This is a genomic window from Nesterenkonia aurantiaca, from assembly GCF_004364585.1.
Lineage (GTDB): Bacteria > Actinomycetota > Actinomycetes > Actinomycetales > Micrococcaceae > Nesterenkonia > Nesterenkonia aurantiaca.
In genome coordinates, this window is record NZ_SOAN01000003.1 from 215,088 (window position 1) to 228,978 (window position 13,891).

12 protein-coding genes and 1 tRNA gene are annotated in these 13,891 nt (G+C 68.7%); 7 read left to right on the forward strand and 6 right to left on the reverse strand.

Annotated features, from left to right (window positions below):
- The first annotated feature begins 161 nt into the window (after positions 1-161).
- From EV640_RS05630 to EV640_RS05645, 4 genes are all read left to right on the forward strand, one after another.
- The gene (locus EV640_RS05630; protein ID WP_133726042.1) at positions 162-704 is read left to right on the forward strand and encodes an endonuclease domain-containing protein; all 543 of its coding nucleotides are present in this window, start codon (positions 162-164) and stop codon (positions 702-704) included.
- A 167-nt stretch (positions 705-871) separates the two neighbouring features.
- Positions 872-1,942: a TatD family hydrolase gene (locus EV640_RS05635; RefSeq protein WP_235181100.1), complete on the forward strand. Its 1,071-nt coding sequence runs from the start codon at positions 872-874 to the stop codon at positions 1,940-1,942.
- The gene (gene rsmA, locus EV640_RS05640) at positions 1,939-3,069 is read left to right on the forward strand and encodes a 16S rRNA (adenine(1518)-N(6)/adenine(1519)-N(6))-dimethyltransferase RsmA (RefSeq protein ID WP_133726043.1); all 1,131 of its coding nucleotides are present in this window, start codon (positions 1,939-1,941) and stop codon (positions 3,067-3,069) included. The genes EV640_RS05635 and rsmA overlap by 4 nt, the downstream gene beginning before the upstream one ends.
- 9 nt (positions 3,070-3,078) lie before the next feature.
- Positions 3,079-4,065, forward strand: a complete 987-nt coding sequence (locus EV640_RS05645) for a 4-(cytidine 5'-diphospho)-2-C-methyl-D-erythritol kinase (protein ID WP_036477293.1) — start codon at positions 3,079-3,081, stop codon at positions 4,063-4,065.
- A gap of 137 nt (positions 4,066-4,202) precedes the next feature.
- Here the strand turns inward: EV640_RS05645 and EV640_RS05650 are convergent, their stop codons facing one another.
- Positions 4,203-6,089, reverse strand: a complete 1,887-nt coding sequence (locus EV640_RS05650) for an ABC-F family ATP-binding cassette domain-containing protein (protein ID WP_133726044.1) — start codon at positions 6,087-6,089, stop codon at positions 4,203-4,205.
- 128 nt (positions 6,090-6,217) lie between these two features.
- Here EV640_RS05650 and EV640_RS05655 point away from each other — a divergent pair.
- The 3 genes from EV640_RS05655 to EV640_RS05665 all read left to right on the forward strand — a co-directional run bounded on the left by EV640_RS05655 (position 6,218) and on the right by EV640_RS05665 (position 8,879).
- Positions 6,218-6,289: transfer RNA gene (locus tag EV640_RS05655), tRNA-Gln, on the forward strand.
- Between the two features lie 68 nt (positions 6,290-6,357).
- Entirely contained in the window at positions 6,358-7,845 is a 1,488-nt protein-coding gene (gene glmU / locus EV640_RS05660; protein WP_036477287.1) for a bifunctional UDP-N-acetylglucosamine diphosphorylase/glucosamine-1-phosphate N-acetyltransferase GlmU, read from the forward strand.
- Between the two features lie 53 nt (positions 7,846-7,898).
- The gene (locus tag EV640_RS05665) at positions 7,899-8,879 is read left to right on the forward strand and encodes a ribose-phosphate diphosphokinase (protein ID WP_036477284.1); all 981 of its coding nucleotides are present in this window, start codon (positions 7,899-7,901) and stop codon (positions 8,877-8,879) included.
- A 94-nt stretch (positions 8,880-8,973) separates the two neighbouring features.
- Here the strand turns inward: EV640_RS05665 and EV640_RS05670 are convergent, their stop codons facing one another.
- The 5 genes from EV640_RS05670 to EV640_RS05690 form a co-directional block, all read right to left on the reverse strand.
- Positions 8,974-9,615, reverse strand: coding sequence for a TetR/AcrR family transcriptional regulator (locus EV640_RS05670; RefSeq protein WP_036477281.1), 642 nt, complete (start codon positions 9,613-9,615; stop codon positions 8,974-8,976).
- A gap of 62 nt (positions 9,616-9,677) precedes the next feature.
- Positions 9,678-10,673 (reverse strand): phosphotriesterase family protein, encoded by a 996-nt coding sequence (locus tag EV640_RS05675; RefSeq protein WP_051501410.1) that lies wholly within the window; start codon positions 10,671-10,673, stop codon positions 9,678-9,680.
- Positions 10,674-10,683: 10 nt separating this feature from the next.
- On the reverse strand, positions 10,684-11,709 hold the full coding sequence (locus EV640_RS05680) for a DctP family TRAP transporter solute-binding subunit (RefSeq protein WP_166645875.1): 1,026 nt from the start codon (positions 11,707-11,709) through the stop codon (positions 10,684-10,686).
- Positions 11,710-11,723: 14 nt separating this feature from the next.
- Positions 11,724-12,629 carry a shikimate dehydrogenase gene (locus EV640_RS05685; RefSeq protein ID WP_084479703.1) on the reverse strand — a complete coding sequence of 302 codons (906 nt, stop codon included), beginning with the start codon at positions 12,627-12,629 and terminating at the stop codon, positions 11,724-11,726.
- A complete protein-coding gene (locus EV640_RS05690) occupies positions 12,626-13,879 on the reverse strand; it encodes a TRAP transporter large permease (protein WP_243832244.1) in 1,254 nt (417 codons plus the stop codon). Before EV640_RS05690 ends, EV640_RS05685 begins: the two co-directional genes overlap by 4 nt.
- Between the last annotated feature and the right edge of the window lie 12 nt (positions 13,880-13,891).

Consider the following 13,891-nt stretch of genomic DNA (forward strand, 5'->3'; position numbering starts at 1 on the left):
CCCGCCTCTATGGCTGGGAGCCGCCTCGGCGGTTGGGGGAGAGCGAGACGATACACCTGACCCAACCGCGAGAGTCGAACCGGCGGATACGACGCCCCGAGGTGATCAGCCACCGGCAGTCCGCTGTGCTCGATGATCAGTTAACACTCGAGGGGGCTCGTGTGGCGAGCCCGGCGCGCACCTGGCTGGACCTTGCCGCCGCGCTCCAGGAGGTGGAGCTCGTGTGCTTCGGTGACCACCTGGTGCGGTCCCCGTACCCGAAGTTCGAGGGCAGACGGACTCCGTACACGACGATCGATGAGCTTCGGGCGACCCTGGCGCGCGTGATCAGAGTTCCAGGCCGAGCGCGGGCGCTTGCAGCTCTGCCGCACGTCCGGGTGGGGGCTGACTCGGGGCCCGAGACCCGGCTGCGACTCGCGCTGGTCCGCGCAGGGCTTCCCGAGCCGGGGCTCCAGGTGCCGCTGTCCGCGGATGATCCGCGGTCCCGATGCGCCGACCTGGGATATCCGGGACTTAAGATCGCCATCCAGTACGAGGGCGCCAGCCACTTCACCCCGGAACAGGCGATGGCCGATCAGCGGCGGGACAACGCGTTCCTGGCTGCCGGATGGATCGTGCTGCGCTTCAACGCCAGGGACCACGCGGAGGGCTTCGTCTCCGCGACGCGTCAGGTCCGTGGCGCCATCACGCACCGCCGGGACTGACTCGCTGCGGTTCGCGGGGCGATACCGGGTGCTGTGGAGGGTTTCGCGCGGGATATGGCACCTGTTCTCGCCCCAGCAAGGGGAGACCAGGTCTCACGGGGCGCGAGCAGGCGCGAAGGCCGGGGTGTGGAAGGCGAGGCAGGGGGTGAGCGATAGAGTTGATGACCGTGAGTCATCAGCAGCGAATCCTTCCAGACGCCGAGTCGAGCCCCGCCGCGGTGGCGGGGGAGACCCCGCCCGCCTACCGGCCGGCACCGTCCGACGACGACGGCGCGCGCCCGGTCTCGGCCGGAGCATCCCCCGCGTCGGAGGCTTCCGCTGACGCCTTCTCCACTGAGGCCGCCACCGGGGCGGCCACCGGCCCCGCTCGCGATCAGGCGGAGGAGAAGTCGGGGAAGAAGCGCCGGCTGCAGTACCCGCCTGCCCCCGAGCCGCTGGCTGTGCCGGTGATCGACAACCACGCCCACCTGGACTTCCGGGACGGAGAGATCTCGGTCTCGGTGCAGCAGGCCCTTGAGGCCGCCCGGGCCGTCGGCGTGGTCGGCGCGCTGTGCGTGGGTTACGACGTGGCGTCCTCGGAGTTCTCGGTGAACGCCGCCGCCGAGCACCCTGCGCTGAAGGCCGCTGTCGCGCTGCATCCCAATGACGCGCCGGTGCTCGCTGCCCAGGGGGACTACGAGACCGCGTTCGCCCAGATCACCGAGCTGGCCCGCCATGATCAGGTGGTGGCGATCGGTGAGACCGGGCTGGACTTCTACCGCACCGGCGAGGAGGGCATCGCCGCCCAGCGACGCAGCTTCGAGGACCACATCGCGCTCGCCGTCGAACGGGGACTCGCCATGCAGATCCATGACCGCCAGGCCCATGCAGAGGTGGTGGAGGTGCTCAACGCCGCGCCCACGCTGCCCAGCTCGGTGGTCTTCCACTGTTTCTCCGGCGACGCGGACCTGGCTCGAATCTGCAACGCCAACGGGTGGTACATGTCCTTTGCCGGCTCGGTCACGTTCAAGAATGCCCGTGCTCTGCGCGAGGCGCTCGCGGTCGCTGATCCGCAGCTGATCCTGGTGGAGACCGACACGCCCTTCCTGACGCCACATCCTTACCGCGGTCAGCCCAACGCGCCGTATCTGATCCCTCAGACCATGCGGCTCATGGCCCAGGTGCGCGACACCGGACTGGACTCGATGTGCCAGCAGGTCATGTTCAACACCACCCAGGCCTATGGGAGCTGGACATGAGTGATTCCCAGACACCGCCGGCTTCGCCGCAGCCGGAGCCCCAGCCGCAGCCCCAGGCGTCACCTCAGTCGTCACCGCCGCAGCTGCTCTCCGCAGCCCATGTCCGTGCGCTGGCGGATCAGCTCGGCGTGCGCCCCACCAAACAGTGGGGGCAGAACTTCGTCATCGACCCCAACACGATCCGGCGAATCGTGAGCCTCGCCGATCTCGACGGCAGTGAGCATGTGCTCGAGGTCGGACCGGGCCTCGGGTCGCTCACCCTGGGTTTGTTGGATGAATCGACGCTGGTCAGCGCCGTGGAGATCGACCCCAAGCTGGCAGGTCAGCTGGCTGAGACGGTGCAGAGCTTCCGCCCCGAGCGTGCCGGGAATCTACGTGTGATGGAACAGGACGCGCTGAAGCTCACTCCCGAGTCCTTCGCGGACTTCGGCGACGGGCAGGGCCCGGAGGTGCTGGTCGCGAACCTGCCGTACAACGTGGCGGTCCCGGTGGTGCTGCACCTGCTCCAGATCCTGCCCTCGCTGCGCAAGGGCCTGGTCATGGTCCAGGACGAGGTCGCGGACCGGCTCTGCGCCGGGCCCGGCTCCAAGATCTACGGCGTGCCCAGTGTGAAGGCCGCCTGGGACACCACCATGCGCAAGGCCGGCGTGGTCGGCAAGCGCGTCTTCTGGCCCGAGCCCAGGATCTCCTCCGGCCTGGTCCGCTTCGACCGGCGCGCCGAGGCCTCCGCCGAGCTCAGCCGTGAAGAGGTCTTCGCCGTGATCGACGCCGCCTTCGCCACCCGACGCAAGACCCTGCGCGCGTGCCTGGCCGGCATTGCCGGTTCCCCGACCCGCGCCGAGGCGGTGCTGCGCGCCGCCGGGGTGGACCCCTCCGCCCGCGGTGAGACCCTGGATATCACCGGCTTCACCGCGATCGCCGCCGCGCTGCGAGATGCCCCCGCCGAGGACCCGACGCAAGCCCCCGCCGAGGACCCGACGCAAGCCCCCGCCGAGGACCCGACGCAAGCCCCCGCCGAGGACCCGACGCAAGCCCTGGCCGAGGACCCGACGTCGGCCCCCACCGCCGACGACGAGTCCGGCTCAGGTCCGGACCGCGCGGTCCCACATGTCAGTGGCGAGAAGTAGGGTCGAGGCATGCGCGATAGCGAATTCTTCGGACATGTCACCGCCGTAGCTCCGGGCAAGATCAATGTGAGCCTCCGGGTCGGTCCACTCCGCGAGGACGGCTACCACGAGGTCGCCACGCTCTATCTGGCGGTTTCGCTCTATGAGGAGGTCAGTGCGGCGCGGCGTGAGGACGGCGCGATCACGGTGAGCCTCTCGGAGCGTTCTAGCTTCACCGAGGTCCAGACCCGGGATCCGGAGACCCAGGAGATGGTGGCCGCGGCGATCCCGCTCGATGAGCGCAACCTGGTGCACCGCGCCGCCTCGAAGCTGCGTGACCGGCTCGGCATCACCGACGGGGTTGACCTCACGATCACCAAGAACGTCCCGGTCGCCGGCGGGATGGGCGGAGGCTCCGCCGATGCCGCCGCCGCCCTGGTGGCCTGTTCGGCACTCTGGGAGGCGGGGCTCTCCAAGGAGCAGCTGGCGGAGCTCGGCGCCGAGCTCGGCGCCGACGTGCCGTTCGCGATCCTGGGCGGGGCAGCCGTGGGTCAGGGTGTGGGCGACGAGCTCTCGCCGCTGCTCAGCCGCGGAGAGCTTCACCTGGTCCTGGTCCCGGCCAACACAGGGCTGTCCACGCCCGGCGTATACGCCAAGCTTGATCAGATGCGCGCCGAGGCCGGAGTCGAGGCCGAGGCTCCGGTTCTGGATCCAGACCTGGTCCGAGCGGTGTGCACCGCCGACGCCGAGCTGGTGGCCACGCTGATGGCCAATGACCTGCAGGCTCCCGCCGTGGCCAGCCTGCCCTCGCTCGAAGACATGATGGACATGGGCATGATCGAAGGTGCGCTGCAGGGGATGGTCTCGGGCTCCGGCCCTACCCTGGTGTTCCTCGCCCGGGACGCGGAGTCCGCCCATCAGCTCTGCACCAGCCTGGAGGAGCGCACCGAGGTGTGGGCCATCCCGGTCACCGGGCCGGCCCCTGGCGCCCGGCTGATCAACGGCCGCGAGATCTGAGGCCGGAGGGAACTGCGCTGAGGCGCCGCCGGAGAACATCCTTGGCGCCTCGCAGGAGACCGGGACCCCCTGGAAGCAGGCTGAGAAGGGGCGTGACCTGAAGGCCACGCTCACGCGTGGCCCGCAGCCTGACCGGCTCAGCCCACCTTCTCGGAGAGCTCCAGCCAGCGCTCCTCGAGCGTCGCGTTCTCGCCCTGCAGCCGACTCACATCGGCGGTGAGCTTGCCCAGGCCCTCGAAGTCGCTGGGATCATGATCGGCCATCTGGCGCTGCTTCTTCTCCATCTGGGTGATCAGCTTCTGCATCTTGCGCTCGAGCGCGCCGACCTCCTTGCGCACCTCGCGTTCCTCGGCGCTGCTCAGCGCCGGGCCACCAGCTGACGCGGCCGAGGCCGACTTCATCGCCTCTCGGCGTGCCACGGCCGCCGCCTTGCCCGACCCGCCGCCGGCGCTGCCGCCGGACCCGGAGCCGCCGGACCCGGAGCCGCCAGTCCCTGAGGCGTCCGCGGAGGCGCCGTTGGCCCGGGCAGACTTGAGTCGCAGGTATTCCTCCACGCCGCCGGGCACGTGGCGCATGCGTCCGTCGAAGATCGCGTACTGCTGATCGGTCACGCGCTCGAGCAGGTACCGGTCGTGGGAGACCACGATCAGGGTGCCGGGCCAGGAGTCCAACAGGTCCTCCATGGCGGCGAGCATGTCGATGTCCAGGTCGTTGGTGGGCTCATCGAGGATCATCACGTTGGGCTCGGAGAGGAGCACCAGCAGCAGCTGCAGGCGTCGTCGCTGGCCGCCGGAGAGCTCGCCCACTCGGGCGGAGAGGTGGGCGGTGGAGAAGCCGAGGCGCTCAAGGAGCTGCGCCGGGGTGTGCTCCTTGCCGTCGATGACCACCTGGGTCTTCTCCCGCGCCAGCACCTCGCGGACCCGGTCGCCCTCGATATCAGCCAGCTGGGAGAACTGCTGATCCAGGGTCGCCAGGCGCACGGTCTTGCCGCTCTTGACCCGACCCGTGTCGGGCTCCAGCTTCCCGGCGATCAGGTTCAGCAGCGTGGACTTGCCGGCGCCGTTGGCACCGAGGATCCCGGTGCGCTCACCGGGCCCGATCCGCCAGGTGACCTCATTGAGGATCTGCTTATCGCCGAAGGCCAGTGAGACGTCGAGGACATCGACCACGTCCTTGCCCAGCCGAGCGGTGGCCATCTTCTTCAGCTCGATCGGGTTGCGCGGGGGCGGGACATCGGCGATCAGCTCGTTGGCCGCCTCGATGCGGAACTTCGGCTTGGTGCTGCGGGCGGGGGCGCCGCGGCGCAGCCAGGCGAGCTCCTTCTTCATCAGGTTCTGTCGCTTGGCCTCCACGGTGGCCGCCTGCCGGTCGCGCTCCACCCGCTGCAGCACATACGCGGCATAGCCGCCGTCGAAGGGCTCCACCAGACCGTCATGGACCTCCCAGGTGGTGGTGCTGATCTCATCGAGGAACCAGCGATCGTGGGTGACCACCAGCAGACCCCCGGAGCTGCGCGGCCAGCGTCGGTTCAGGTGGTTCGCCAGCCAGGAGATGCCCTCCACGTCGAGGTGGTTCGTAGGCTCATCCAGGGCGATGATGTCCCATTCGCCCACCAGCAGCTTCGCCAGCGCCACTCGGCGGCGCTGCCCGCCGGAGAGCTCGGAGATCTTCGACTCCCAAGGGATGTCGGCCACCAGTCCGGCGATCACGTCGCGGATCTTCGCATCGGAGGCCCACTCGTGGTCATCGGCGTCCCCGACCACCGAGTAGCCCACGGTGTGCTCATCCTGGAGATCATCCGACTGGTCCAGCACGCCGAACTGCACGCCCTTGCGCCGGGTAACCTGCCCCGAGTCGGGCTCCAGCCGGCCGGTGAGCATGGCCAGCAGCGAGGACTTGCCGTCGCCGTTGCGCCCGACGACGCCGACGCGGTCGCCTTCGTTGATGCCGATCGTCACCGAGTTGAACACGGTGCGGGTAGGGAATTCCAGGTGTAGGGCTTCGGCCCCGAGAAGATGTGCCACCCATCCAGGGTAATGCCACGGTGGGGTCGCAGTTTCATCCCGCGAGGCGGCCCATGCAAAGATGGACCAGCGCGTGGCCGGAGATGAGGGTGTTCGCAGCGCCGAGCATCCTTAGACCGCCGTCGCACTCCGCCTTGGTGTAATGGCAGCACGCCAGCCTTTGGAGCTGTGCAGTCTAGGTTCGAATCCTAGAGGCGGAACGGCAGTCGAGATCGCCGGACCTCTCTACACTGAGGAGTCCCAAATACCGCGTCGAGGAGCAGCCTTCGTGACCAACACCCAGTCATCCCAGCCCACCGCAGTGATCGTGCTCGCGGCCGGAGCCGGGACCCGGATGAAGTCCAGCACCCCGAAGATCATGCACCCGATCGGCGGCGTCTCGATGATCGGGCACGCGCTGAGCGCGGCGAAGGGCCTGAACCCGCAGCAGCTGGTCGCCGTGGTGCGCCACCAGCGCGAGAAGGTCGCGGACCACATCGTCTCGGTCGAGCCCCGCGCCGTGATCGCCGATCAGGACGAGGTCCCGGGCACCGGCCGCGCCGTGGCCTGCGCCCTGGACGCGCTCACCGCGGCAGGGGCTCCCGCCGAGACCGGCACCGTCGTCGTCACCTACGGCGATGTCCCGCTGCTGCAGACCCAGATGCTCGCGGAGCTCGTGGACACCCATGAGCGGGACGGCAACGCCGTCACCGTGCTCACCGCGGTGCTCGAGGACGCCGCCGGCTACGGCCGGATCCTGCGCAGCGCAGAGGACCCGCAGGACGTGCTCGGGATCGTGGAGCATAAGGACGCCACCGCGCAGCAGCGCAGCATCACCGAGATCAACTCCGGGATCTACGCCTTCGACGCCGCCGTGCTCACCCGCGCGCTGGCCCAGGTCACCACGGACAACGCGCAGGGTGAGATGTACCTCACCGATGTGCTCTCCATCGCGCGCGCCGAGGGCGGGCGAGTCTCTGCCGTCATCACCGAGGACCGCTGGCAGGTCGAGGGGGCCAACGACAGGGTCCAGCTGCAGGCGCTCGGCGCGGAGATGAACAAGCGCATCGTGGAGCGGGCCATGCGTGCCGGCACCACCGTGATCGATCCGGCCACCACCTGGATCGACGCCACCGTCACCTTGGAGGAGGACTCCACCATCCTTCCTGGCACCCAGCTCCACGGCGCCACGCATATCGGGCGCAACGCCGTTGTCGGCCCGGACACCACGCTGCGCGACGTGATCGTCGGAGAGGCCGCGACGCTGACCCGGGTCCACGGCTCCGGAGCCCAGATCGGCGCCGGTGCGAGCGTGGGACCCTTCACCTACCTGCGTCCGGGCACAGTGCTGGGAACCGAGGGCAAGATCGGCGCCTTCTACGAGACCAAGAATGTGGAGATCGGGCGGGGCAGCAAGCTGAGCCATCTGGGCTATGCGGGCGACGCGACGATCGGGGAGTTCACCAATATCGGCTGCGGCAACATCACCGCGAACTACGACGGCGAGAACAAGCACCGCACGCAGATCGGCTCCCACGTGCGCACCAGCTCCAACACCGTCTTCGTCGCACCGGTCTCGGTGGGCGACGGCGCCTACACCGGGGCAGGCGCCGTGGTGCGCAAGGATGTGCCCGCCGGAGCGCTGGCGCTCTCCATCGCGCCGCAGCGCAACGCCGAGGGCTGGGTCCAGGCCAAACGGCCAGGATCCGCAGCCGCCGACGCCGCCCAGGCCACGGCCGCCGACGCCCCGGCGTCCACGCGGCCCGAAGCCGTCTGAAGACCACCTACTTAACCCACCCACAGCAACGCCGGCGAGAGGCAACAACACCCATGGATGAAATCAGGCTGAGCGGGGAGAAGACGCTGGTGCTGGCATCGGGGCGCGCACACCCGGAGCTGGCCGAAGAGATCGCGAAGGAGCTCGGCACCGAGCTGCTGCCGATCAGCGCCTACGACTTCGCCAACGGAGAGATCTACGTCCGATCCTCTGAATCGGTCCGCGGCAAGGACATCTTCCTGCTGCAGTCCCACCCGGCGCCGATGAACAACTGGCTGATGGAGCAGCTCATCATGGTCGACTCCATGAAGCGCGCCTCGGCCAAGCGGATCACCGTGGTCTCCCCGTTCTACCCCTATGCCCGTCAGGACAAGAAGGGCCGCGGTCGCGAGCCGATCTCGGCGCGACTGGTCGCGGACCTCTATAAGGCGGCAGGCGCTGACCGGATCATGAGCGTGGACCTGCACACCGCGCAGATCCAGGGATTCTTCAACGGCCCGGTGGACCACCTCTTCGCGGTCCCGCTGCTGGCCGATCACATCCGCGGACGCGTCGCCGACGACGAGGTCACCGTGGTCTCCCCAGACACCGGCCGGGTGCGCGTGGCGGAGCAGTGGGCCGAGCGCCTGGGCGGCGCGCCGCTGGCCTTCGTGCACAAGACCCGCGACGTGACCCAGCCGAACAAGGCAGTCTCGAAGCAGGTCGTGGGCCAGGTCGAGGGCCGCACCTGCGTGCTCATCGACGACATGATCGACACCGGCGGCACCATCTCCGGCGCCGTGCAGGTGCTCAAGGACGCCGGGGCCAAGGACGTCATCATCGCCGCGACCCATGCTGTTTTCTCCGACCCCGCCGCCGAGCGGCTGGCCAACTGCGGGGCGCGGGAGATCGTGGTGACCAACACGCTGCCGATCCCCGAGGAGAAGCGCTTCGAGACCCTCACCGTGCTCTCGATCGCGCCGATCCTGGCCCGGGCGATCAAGGAGGTCTTCACCGACGGCTCGGTGACCTCCCTCTTCGACGGTCACGCATAACCAGCAGCACAGTCCCACACACCCCGCGCTGAGGGGCGGATTCTGCGACTATCTGAAGCCTCTTGAGGGGTCAGATGCTCGCAGAATCCGCCCCTCAACGCGTGGGGTGGGTGGCCCAGGCGACGACGACGTCGCCGATGAACCGGCGCATGTGCTCCTGGCGGGACTCGGTGGTGAAGTCCGGATCGAAGAGGTGCCCGAAGGTGTAGCGGTTCGCGACCTGGAACACGCAGTAGGAGCTGATCAAGAGGTGCAGGTCCAGCGCATTGACCTCTTCGCGGAAGGCCCCCTGCTTCTTGCCCTCGGCAATGATCCCGTCGAGGATGGTCACCGCCGGCTTGCCCAGGTCGCCCAGGGACTCCAGCTTCCGGATGTACTTGCCGCGGTGGATGTTCTCGATCGAGACCAGCCGGATGAAGGCGGTGTTGCGCAGGTGATGCTCGTAGGTCAGCTCCGCGAGTTCGCGCAGCGCGTCGATCGGCTGCATCTCATCGACGTGCAGGGACTGCTCGGCCTGCCGGATCCCGCGGTAGGCGTTCTCCAGCACGGCGAGGTAGAGCTTTTCCTTGCCGCCGAAGTAGTAGTAGATCATCCGCTTGGTGGTGCGGGTGCGGCGGGCGATCTCGTCGATGCGAGCCCCGGAATATCCGTCATCGGCGAAGGCTTCGGTGGCTACCGCGAGGACCTCGGCGCGGGTGCGCACGGCGTCTCGCTGTCGGGCGGGCGTCTGCGTCACAGTGTTCTCCTCTGGCTCAGCCGCGACAGTATCAGATGCCTCAGGCTCAGAAAGGTGGCCCGTCATGCTCCTGTCAGCATCCGACGCGGGTTCTCCACCATCAGCCGGTGCTCCAGCGCAGGGTCCAGGCCCTGCGTGCGCAGGCGGGGCAGGATCCGTCGGTGCAGATGATCCATCCGCCAGTGCGGGGCGTGCGCTGCCCGCCAGGAGGGCGGGGTGATCCGGCTGAAGACGGCCGCATCATGGGAGAGCAGCAGCTGGTCCTCGAGACCGAGCTCCAGGAGGTTCAGCAGCATCGTGATCCGGTCCTCATCGGAGCCGGTATGACGCATCCCGAAACGGTCGAAGCCCAGGAAGGACCCGGCCTGGGCGAGCTCCTGAAGGTAGCCCAGGTCGGTGGAGTCCCCGCTGTGCCCGATGACCACCCGGGTCAGATCCACGCCCAGGCGCCCGAGCAGCCGCTGCTGATCCAGGCCTCCGCCTGATCCCGGGTCCGAGTGGGTGGTGATCGGCACCCCGGTGATCCGGTGCGCCTCGGCCGCTGCGGTGAAGACCTGGGCCACGTCCTCGGTGATTCCGGCCCTGTCCGAGCAGACCTTGATGAGTGCCGCCCGCAGCTCGGTGCCGGCGATGCCCTCCTGGATGTCGCCCAGGAACAGTCGCAGCAGCGGATCCGGGCCATCCACCAGCCGCCCCGGGCCGTTGAGGTGGAAGAAGTGCGGCAGCACGTCGCTGGTGTACCAGCCGGTGGCGGCCAGGATCCGGACCGAGGTGCGGCGGGCCAGTTCAGCGACCCGCCGCACATCTCGTCCGAGACCGGGGACGGTGAGGTCCACGATCGTCTCTACGCCCAGCTCTGCCAGCCCCTGCAGCTGCCTCACGGCCTCGGCCATGACCGCGGTGGAGTCCCACTCGGGGTGGGGCAGGTCCCGATCCAGCTGAGGATCACCGACGATCAGGTGCTCATGCACCAGCGTGGTGCCCAGCTCTGCGCCGGTCACCTCTCCGGTGAGCGTGGGGACCGTGCCGGGGATCAGGCCGGGGTTCGGGCTGGACATAGAGGTGGTGTCACTCGCTCGCGGAGCGGATGGACTCGAAGGCCTCCAGAGATTCGCCCTCGAGAGCATCCTCGAGGTTGCTCACGGTCTGCTCCTGGAAGGCCTCCACGTCGACATCCTCGATGACCTCCCAGTCATCGCCCGAGCGCCATTCCTCCAGCGTGACCTCCTCGTCCTCGACCACACAGTCGGTGACCTGGGTGACCGCGGAGTCCACGGCGGCGCTGAGCGCCTCCTGCTGCTCCTCGTCGAGGTTGTTCCATTCCTCGGACATGATCACCAGGTTGGTGTTGAGCTGGTGCGCGGAGAGGTTCAGGTAGTCCTGGACCTCGGCGAGGTTCTCCGACTCGATGTTGGTGATCGGGTTCTCCTGGCCGTCCACCGCGCCCTGCTGCAGCGAGAGGTAGAGCTCCTCATAGGCGACCTCCACCGCGTCCGCGCCGAGCGCCCGGGCGTTCATCAGGAACTGCGGCGATCCGGGGAAGCGGATCTGCATCCCGGCGAGGTCCTCAGGGCTGCGGATCGGCTCATTCGAGGTGAAGTGCCGGGCGCCGGCGGACCATGCGCCCAGGGTCTGGATCCCAGCCTCCTCGGCGAAGGCCTCGGTGAGTGCCGCGCCGTCCTCGCTCTCCATGAACCGGGCGAGGTGATCGGCGTCGTCGAAGGCGTAGGCGGCGTCGAGCACGCTGATCGGCTCGTAGACCGCGCCCAGGGCGGAGGCGCCCTGGATGTCGATGTCCACGTCGCCGGAGGCCACCGAGGCGATCCGGTCGGCGTCGCCGCCGAGCTGGCTGGCACCGTAGATCTCGATGCTCAGTCCGACGTCGGCGGCCTCGACCTCTTCCTTGATCACGTCGGCGCCGCAGCGGGCCTGGGGCTGGTCGTCGTTGTAGCTGTGCGCCAGGGTCAGCTCGGTGGTCTCGCCATCGCCGCCCGCGTCTCCGCCGTCGCCGTTGCCGCCGCAGGCTGTCAGCGCCAGGATCGGGACTGCGGCCAGCACGGCTGCCTTGCTGAGGGTCTTCTTGGACTTGAACATGGTGGGTGTTCCTTTCATCGGTGCAGCGCTGCACCAGGGTGGAGTGATTCGGCTTCGATCAGGGCATTGAGGTCTTGGAGCATGGCGGAGCGGTCTGCGGTGTTCCCGGTGAAGATCTCGAAGGCGTCGGCGGCCTGGTGCATGGCCATGCCGAGTCCCGAGATGGTGAGGCAGCCGCGCTTCTGCGCCGCAAGCAGCAGCGCCGTGTCCACCGGGCGGTAGACGACGTCGGCCACCCAGTGCCGGGGCTGCAGCAGTTCGGGGTCGAAGGGTGTGCCGGGGTGGTGCGCCATGCCGAAGGGGGTCGCGTTGACCACGCCGTCGGCGCGTGCCAGCAGCTGCGGGAGCTGGTCCGGGGTGGCCTGGCCGATGCTGAATCCGTGAGCCGCGTGCACGCTGGCCGCCAGCGCGGCGCACTTCTGTGCGTCCACATCGACCACCTGCAGGCTCTCGACCCCGCGCATCACCAGGGCGTGGGCGACGGCGGACCCGGCGCCTCCGGCTCCGACGAGCACCACGTGTCCGCACCGGTTCTGCGCGAGCGCGTCATCGATGGAGGCTTTGAAGCCGGTGACGTCGGTGTTGTGCCCGACGGCGGCGCCGTCCTCGTCGAACAGCACGGTGTTCACCGCGCCGATCATGGCCGCCGAGGGTCCCAGCCGATCCAGCAGCGGCATGATGTTCTGCTTCGCGGGAAAGGTGATGTTGAGCCCGTTGAAGCCCAGCCGGCGCGCCATCTCGAGCAGCCGTTCCAGATCCGGGAGGGAATCGGCGCCGCCGGCGAATTCGATGCTGCGGTAGATATAGCGCATGCCATGTCGGGAGCCTTCGAGCTCGTGCATCGGCGGGGTCAGCGAGGGTCCCACGCCGTGGCCGATCAGACCGGCCAGGATGCTGCGTCCGATGTCGGGGTTGCTCACAGTCCGAGCACCTCCGGGAAGAACATCAGCGCGTTGGGGAAGATGATCACCAGCAGCAGCACGATCACCGCCGGCATCGCGAAGGGCAGCGCGCCCTTGAAGACCTCGCCGACGCGGGTGTTCGAGACCGAGGCGGTCACGAACAGCGCCGTGCCCACCGGTGGGGTGAGCAGGCCGATCATCAGCGAGAGGATCAGCACCACGCCCAGCACGATCGGGTCGATCTGGTACTGCAGCGCGATCGGAAGCAGGATCGGGACCACCAGCACCAGGATCGCGGTGGCGTCGATGACCGTGCCCAGGATCAGCATCAGCAGCGCGACCAGCAGCAGAAAGACCATCGGACTCTCGGTGATCCCCAGCAGCGTCTCGGTGAGCAGCTGCGGCAGCCGCTCCAGCGCCATGATGTGGCCCAGAAGCGCGGCCGAGGCCACGATCAGCATGATCGCGCCGGTGGTGATGACGGTCTCGCGGACTGCTGCGAGGAAGCCCTTCCAGGACAGCGAGCGCTGGACCAGCGAGATCAGCAGCACCCAGAAGACGGCGACGGCGGCTGCTTCTGTGGGGGTGAACAGGCCACCCAGGATGCCGCCCAGTATGATCACCGGAGTCACCGCGGGCAGCAGCACGCCCTTGGTGGAGGCCAGCAGCTCCTGCCGGTCGAAGCGGCCCGCGGTGAGCTGCGGATTGCGCCGGACCAGGATCCAGACCACCAGGCACAGGCCCACCGCCATGAGCAGCGCGGGGACCACGGAGGCCGCGAAGAGCGCGCCGGTGGAGGCCGCTGCGAGGCCGGCGTAGATGACCGCGGGGATGCTCGGCGGCATCACCGGGGCGATCAGTGAGGAGGCGGCGGACAGCCCGGTGGCGAAGCGGCGGGTATAGCCGTTGCGCAGCATCGCCGGGATCTGGACCTTGCCCAGCGCGGCTGCATCGGCCACCGCGGAGCCGCTCATCCAGGAGAAGCCGACGCTGGCGCCCACGGTCACATAGCCGAGGTTGCCGCGGATCTTGGCCAGGGCGGCCATGGCGAAGCGGAAGAGCCGGTCGGCGAGTCCCGCGTGGTTGGCCAGGGTGCCCAGGAAGACGAAGAGCGGCACGGCCAACAGCGGGAAGCTCTGCACGGCGTTGGTGACCTGGCGCAGGCTGGTGCCCGAGGCCTGTCCCTCGAAGAGCATGTAGACCAGGGAGGGACCGAGGAAGGCGAAGGCCACCGGGACCCGGATCAGCAGCAGTACGGCGATGGCCACGCCAAGCAGTAT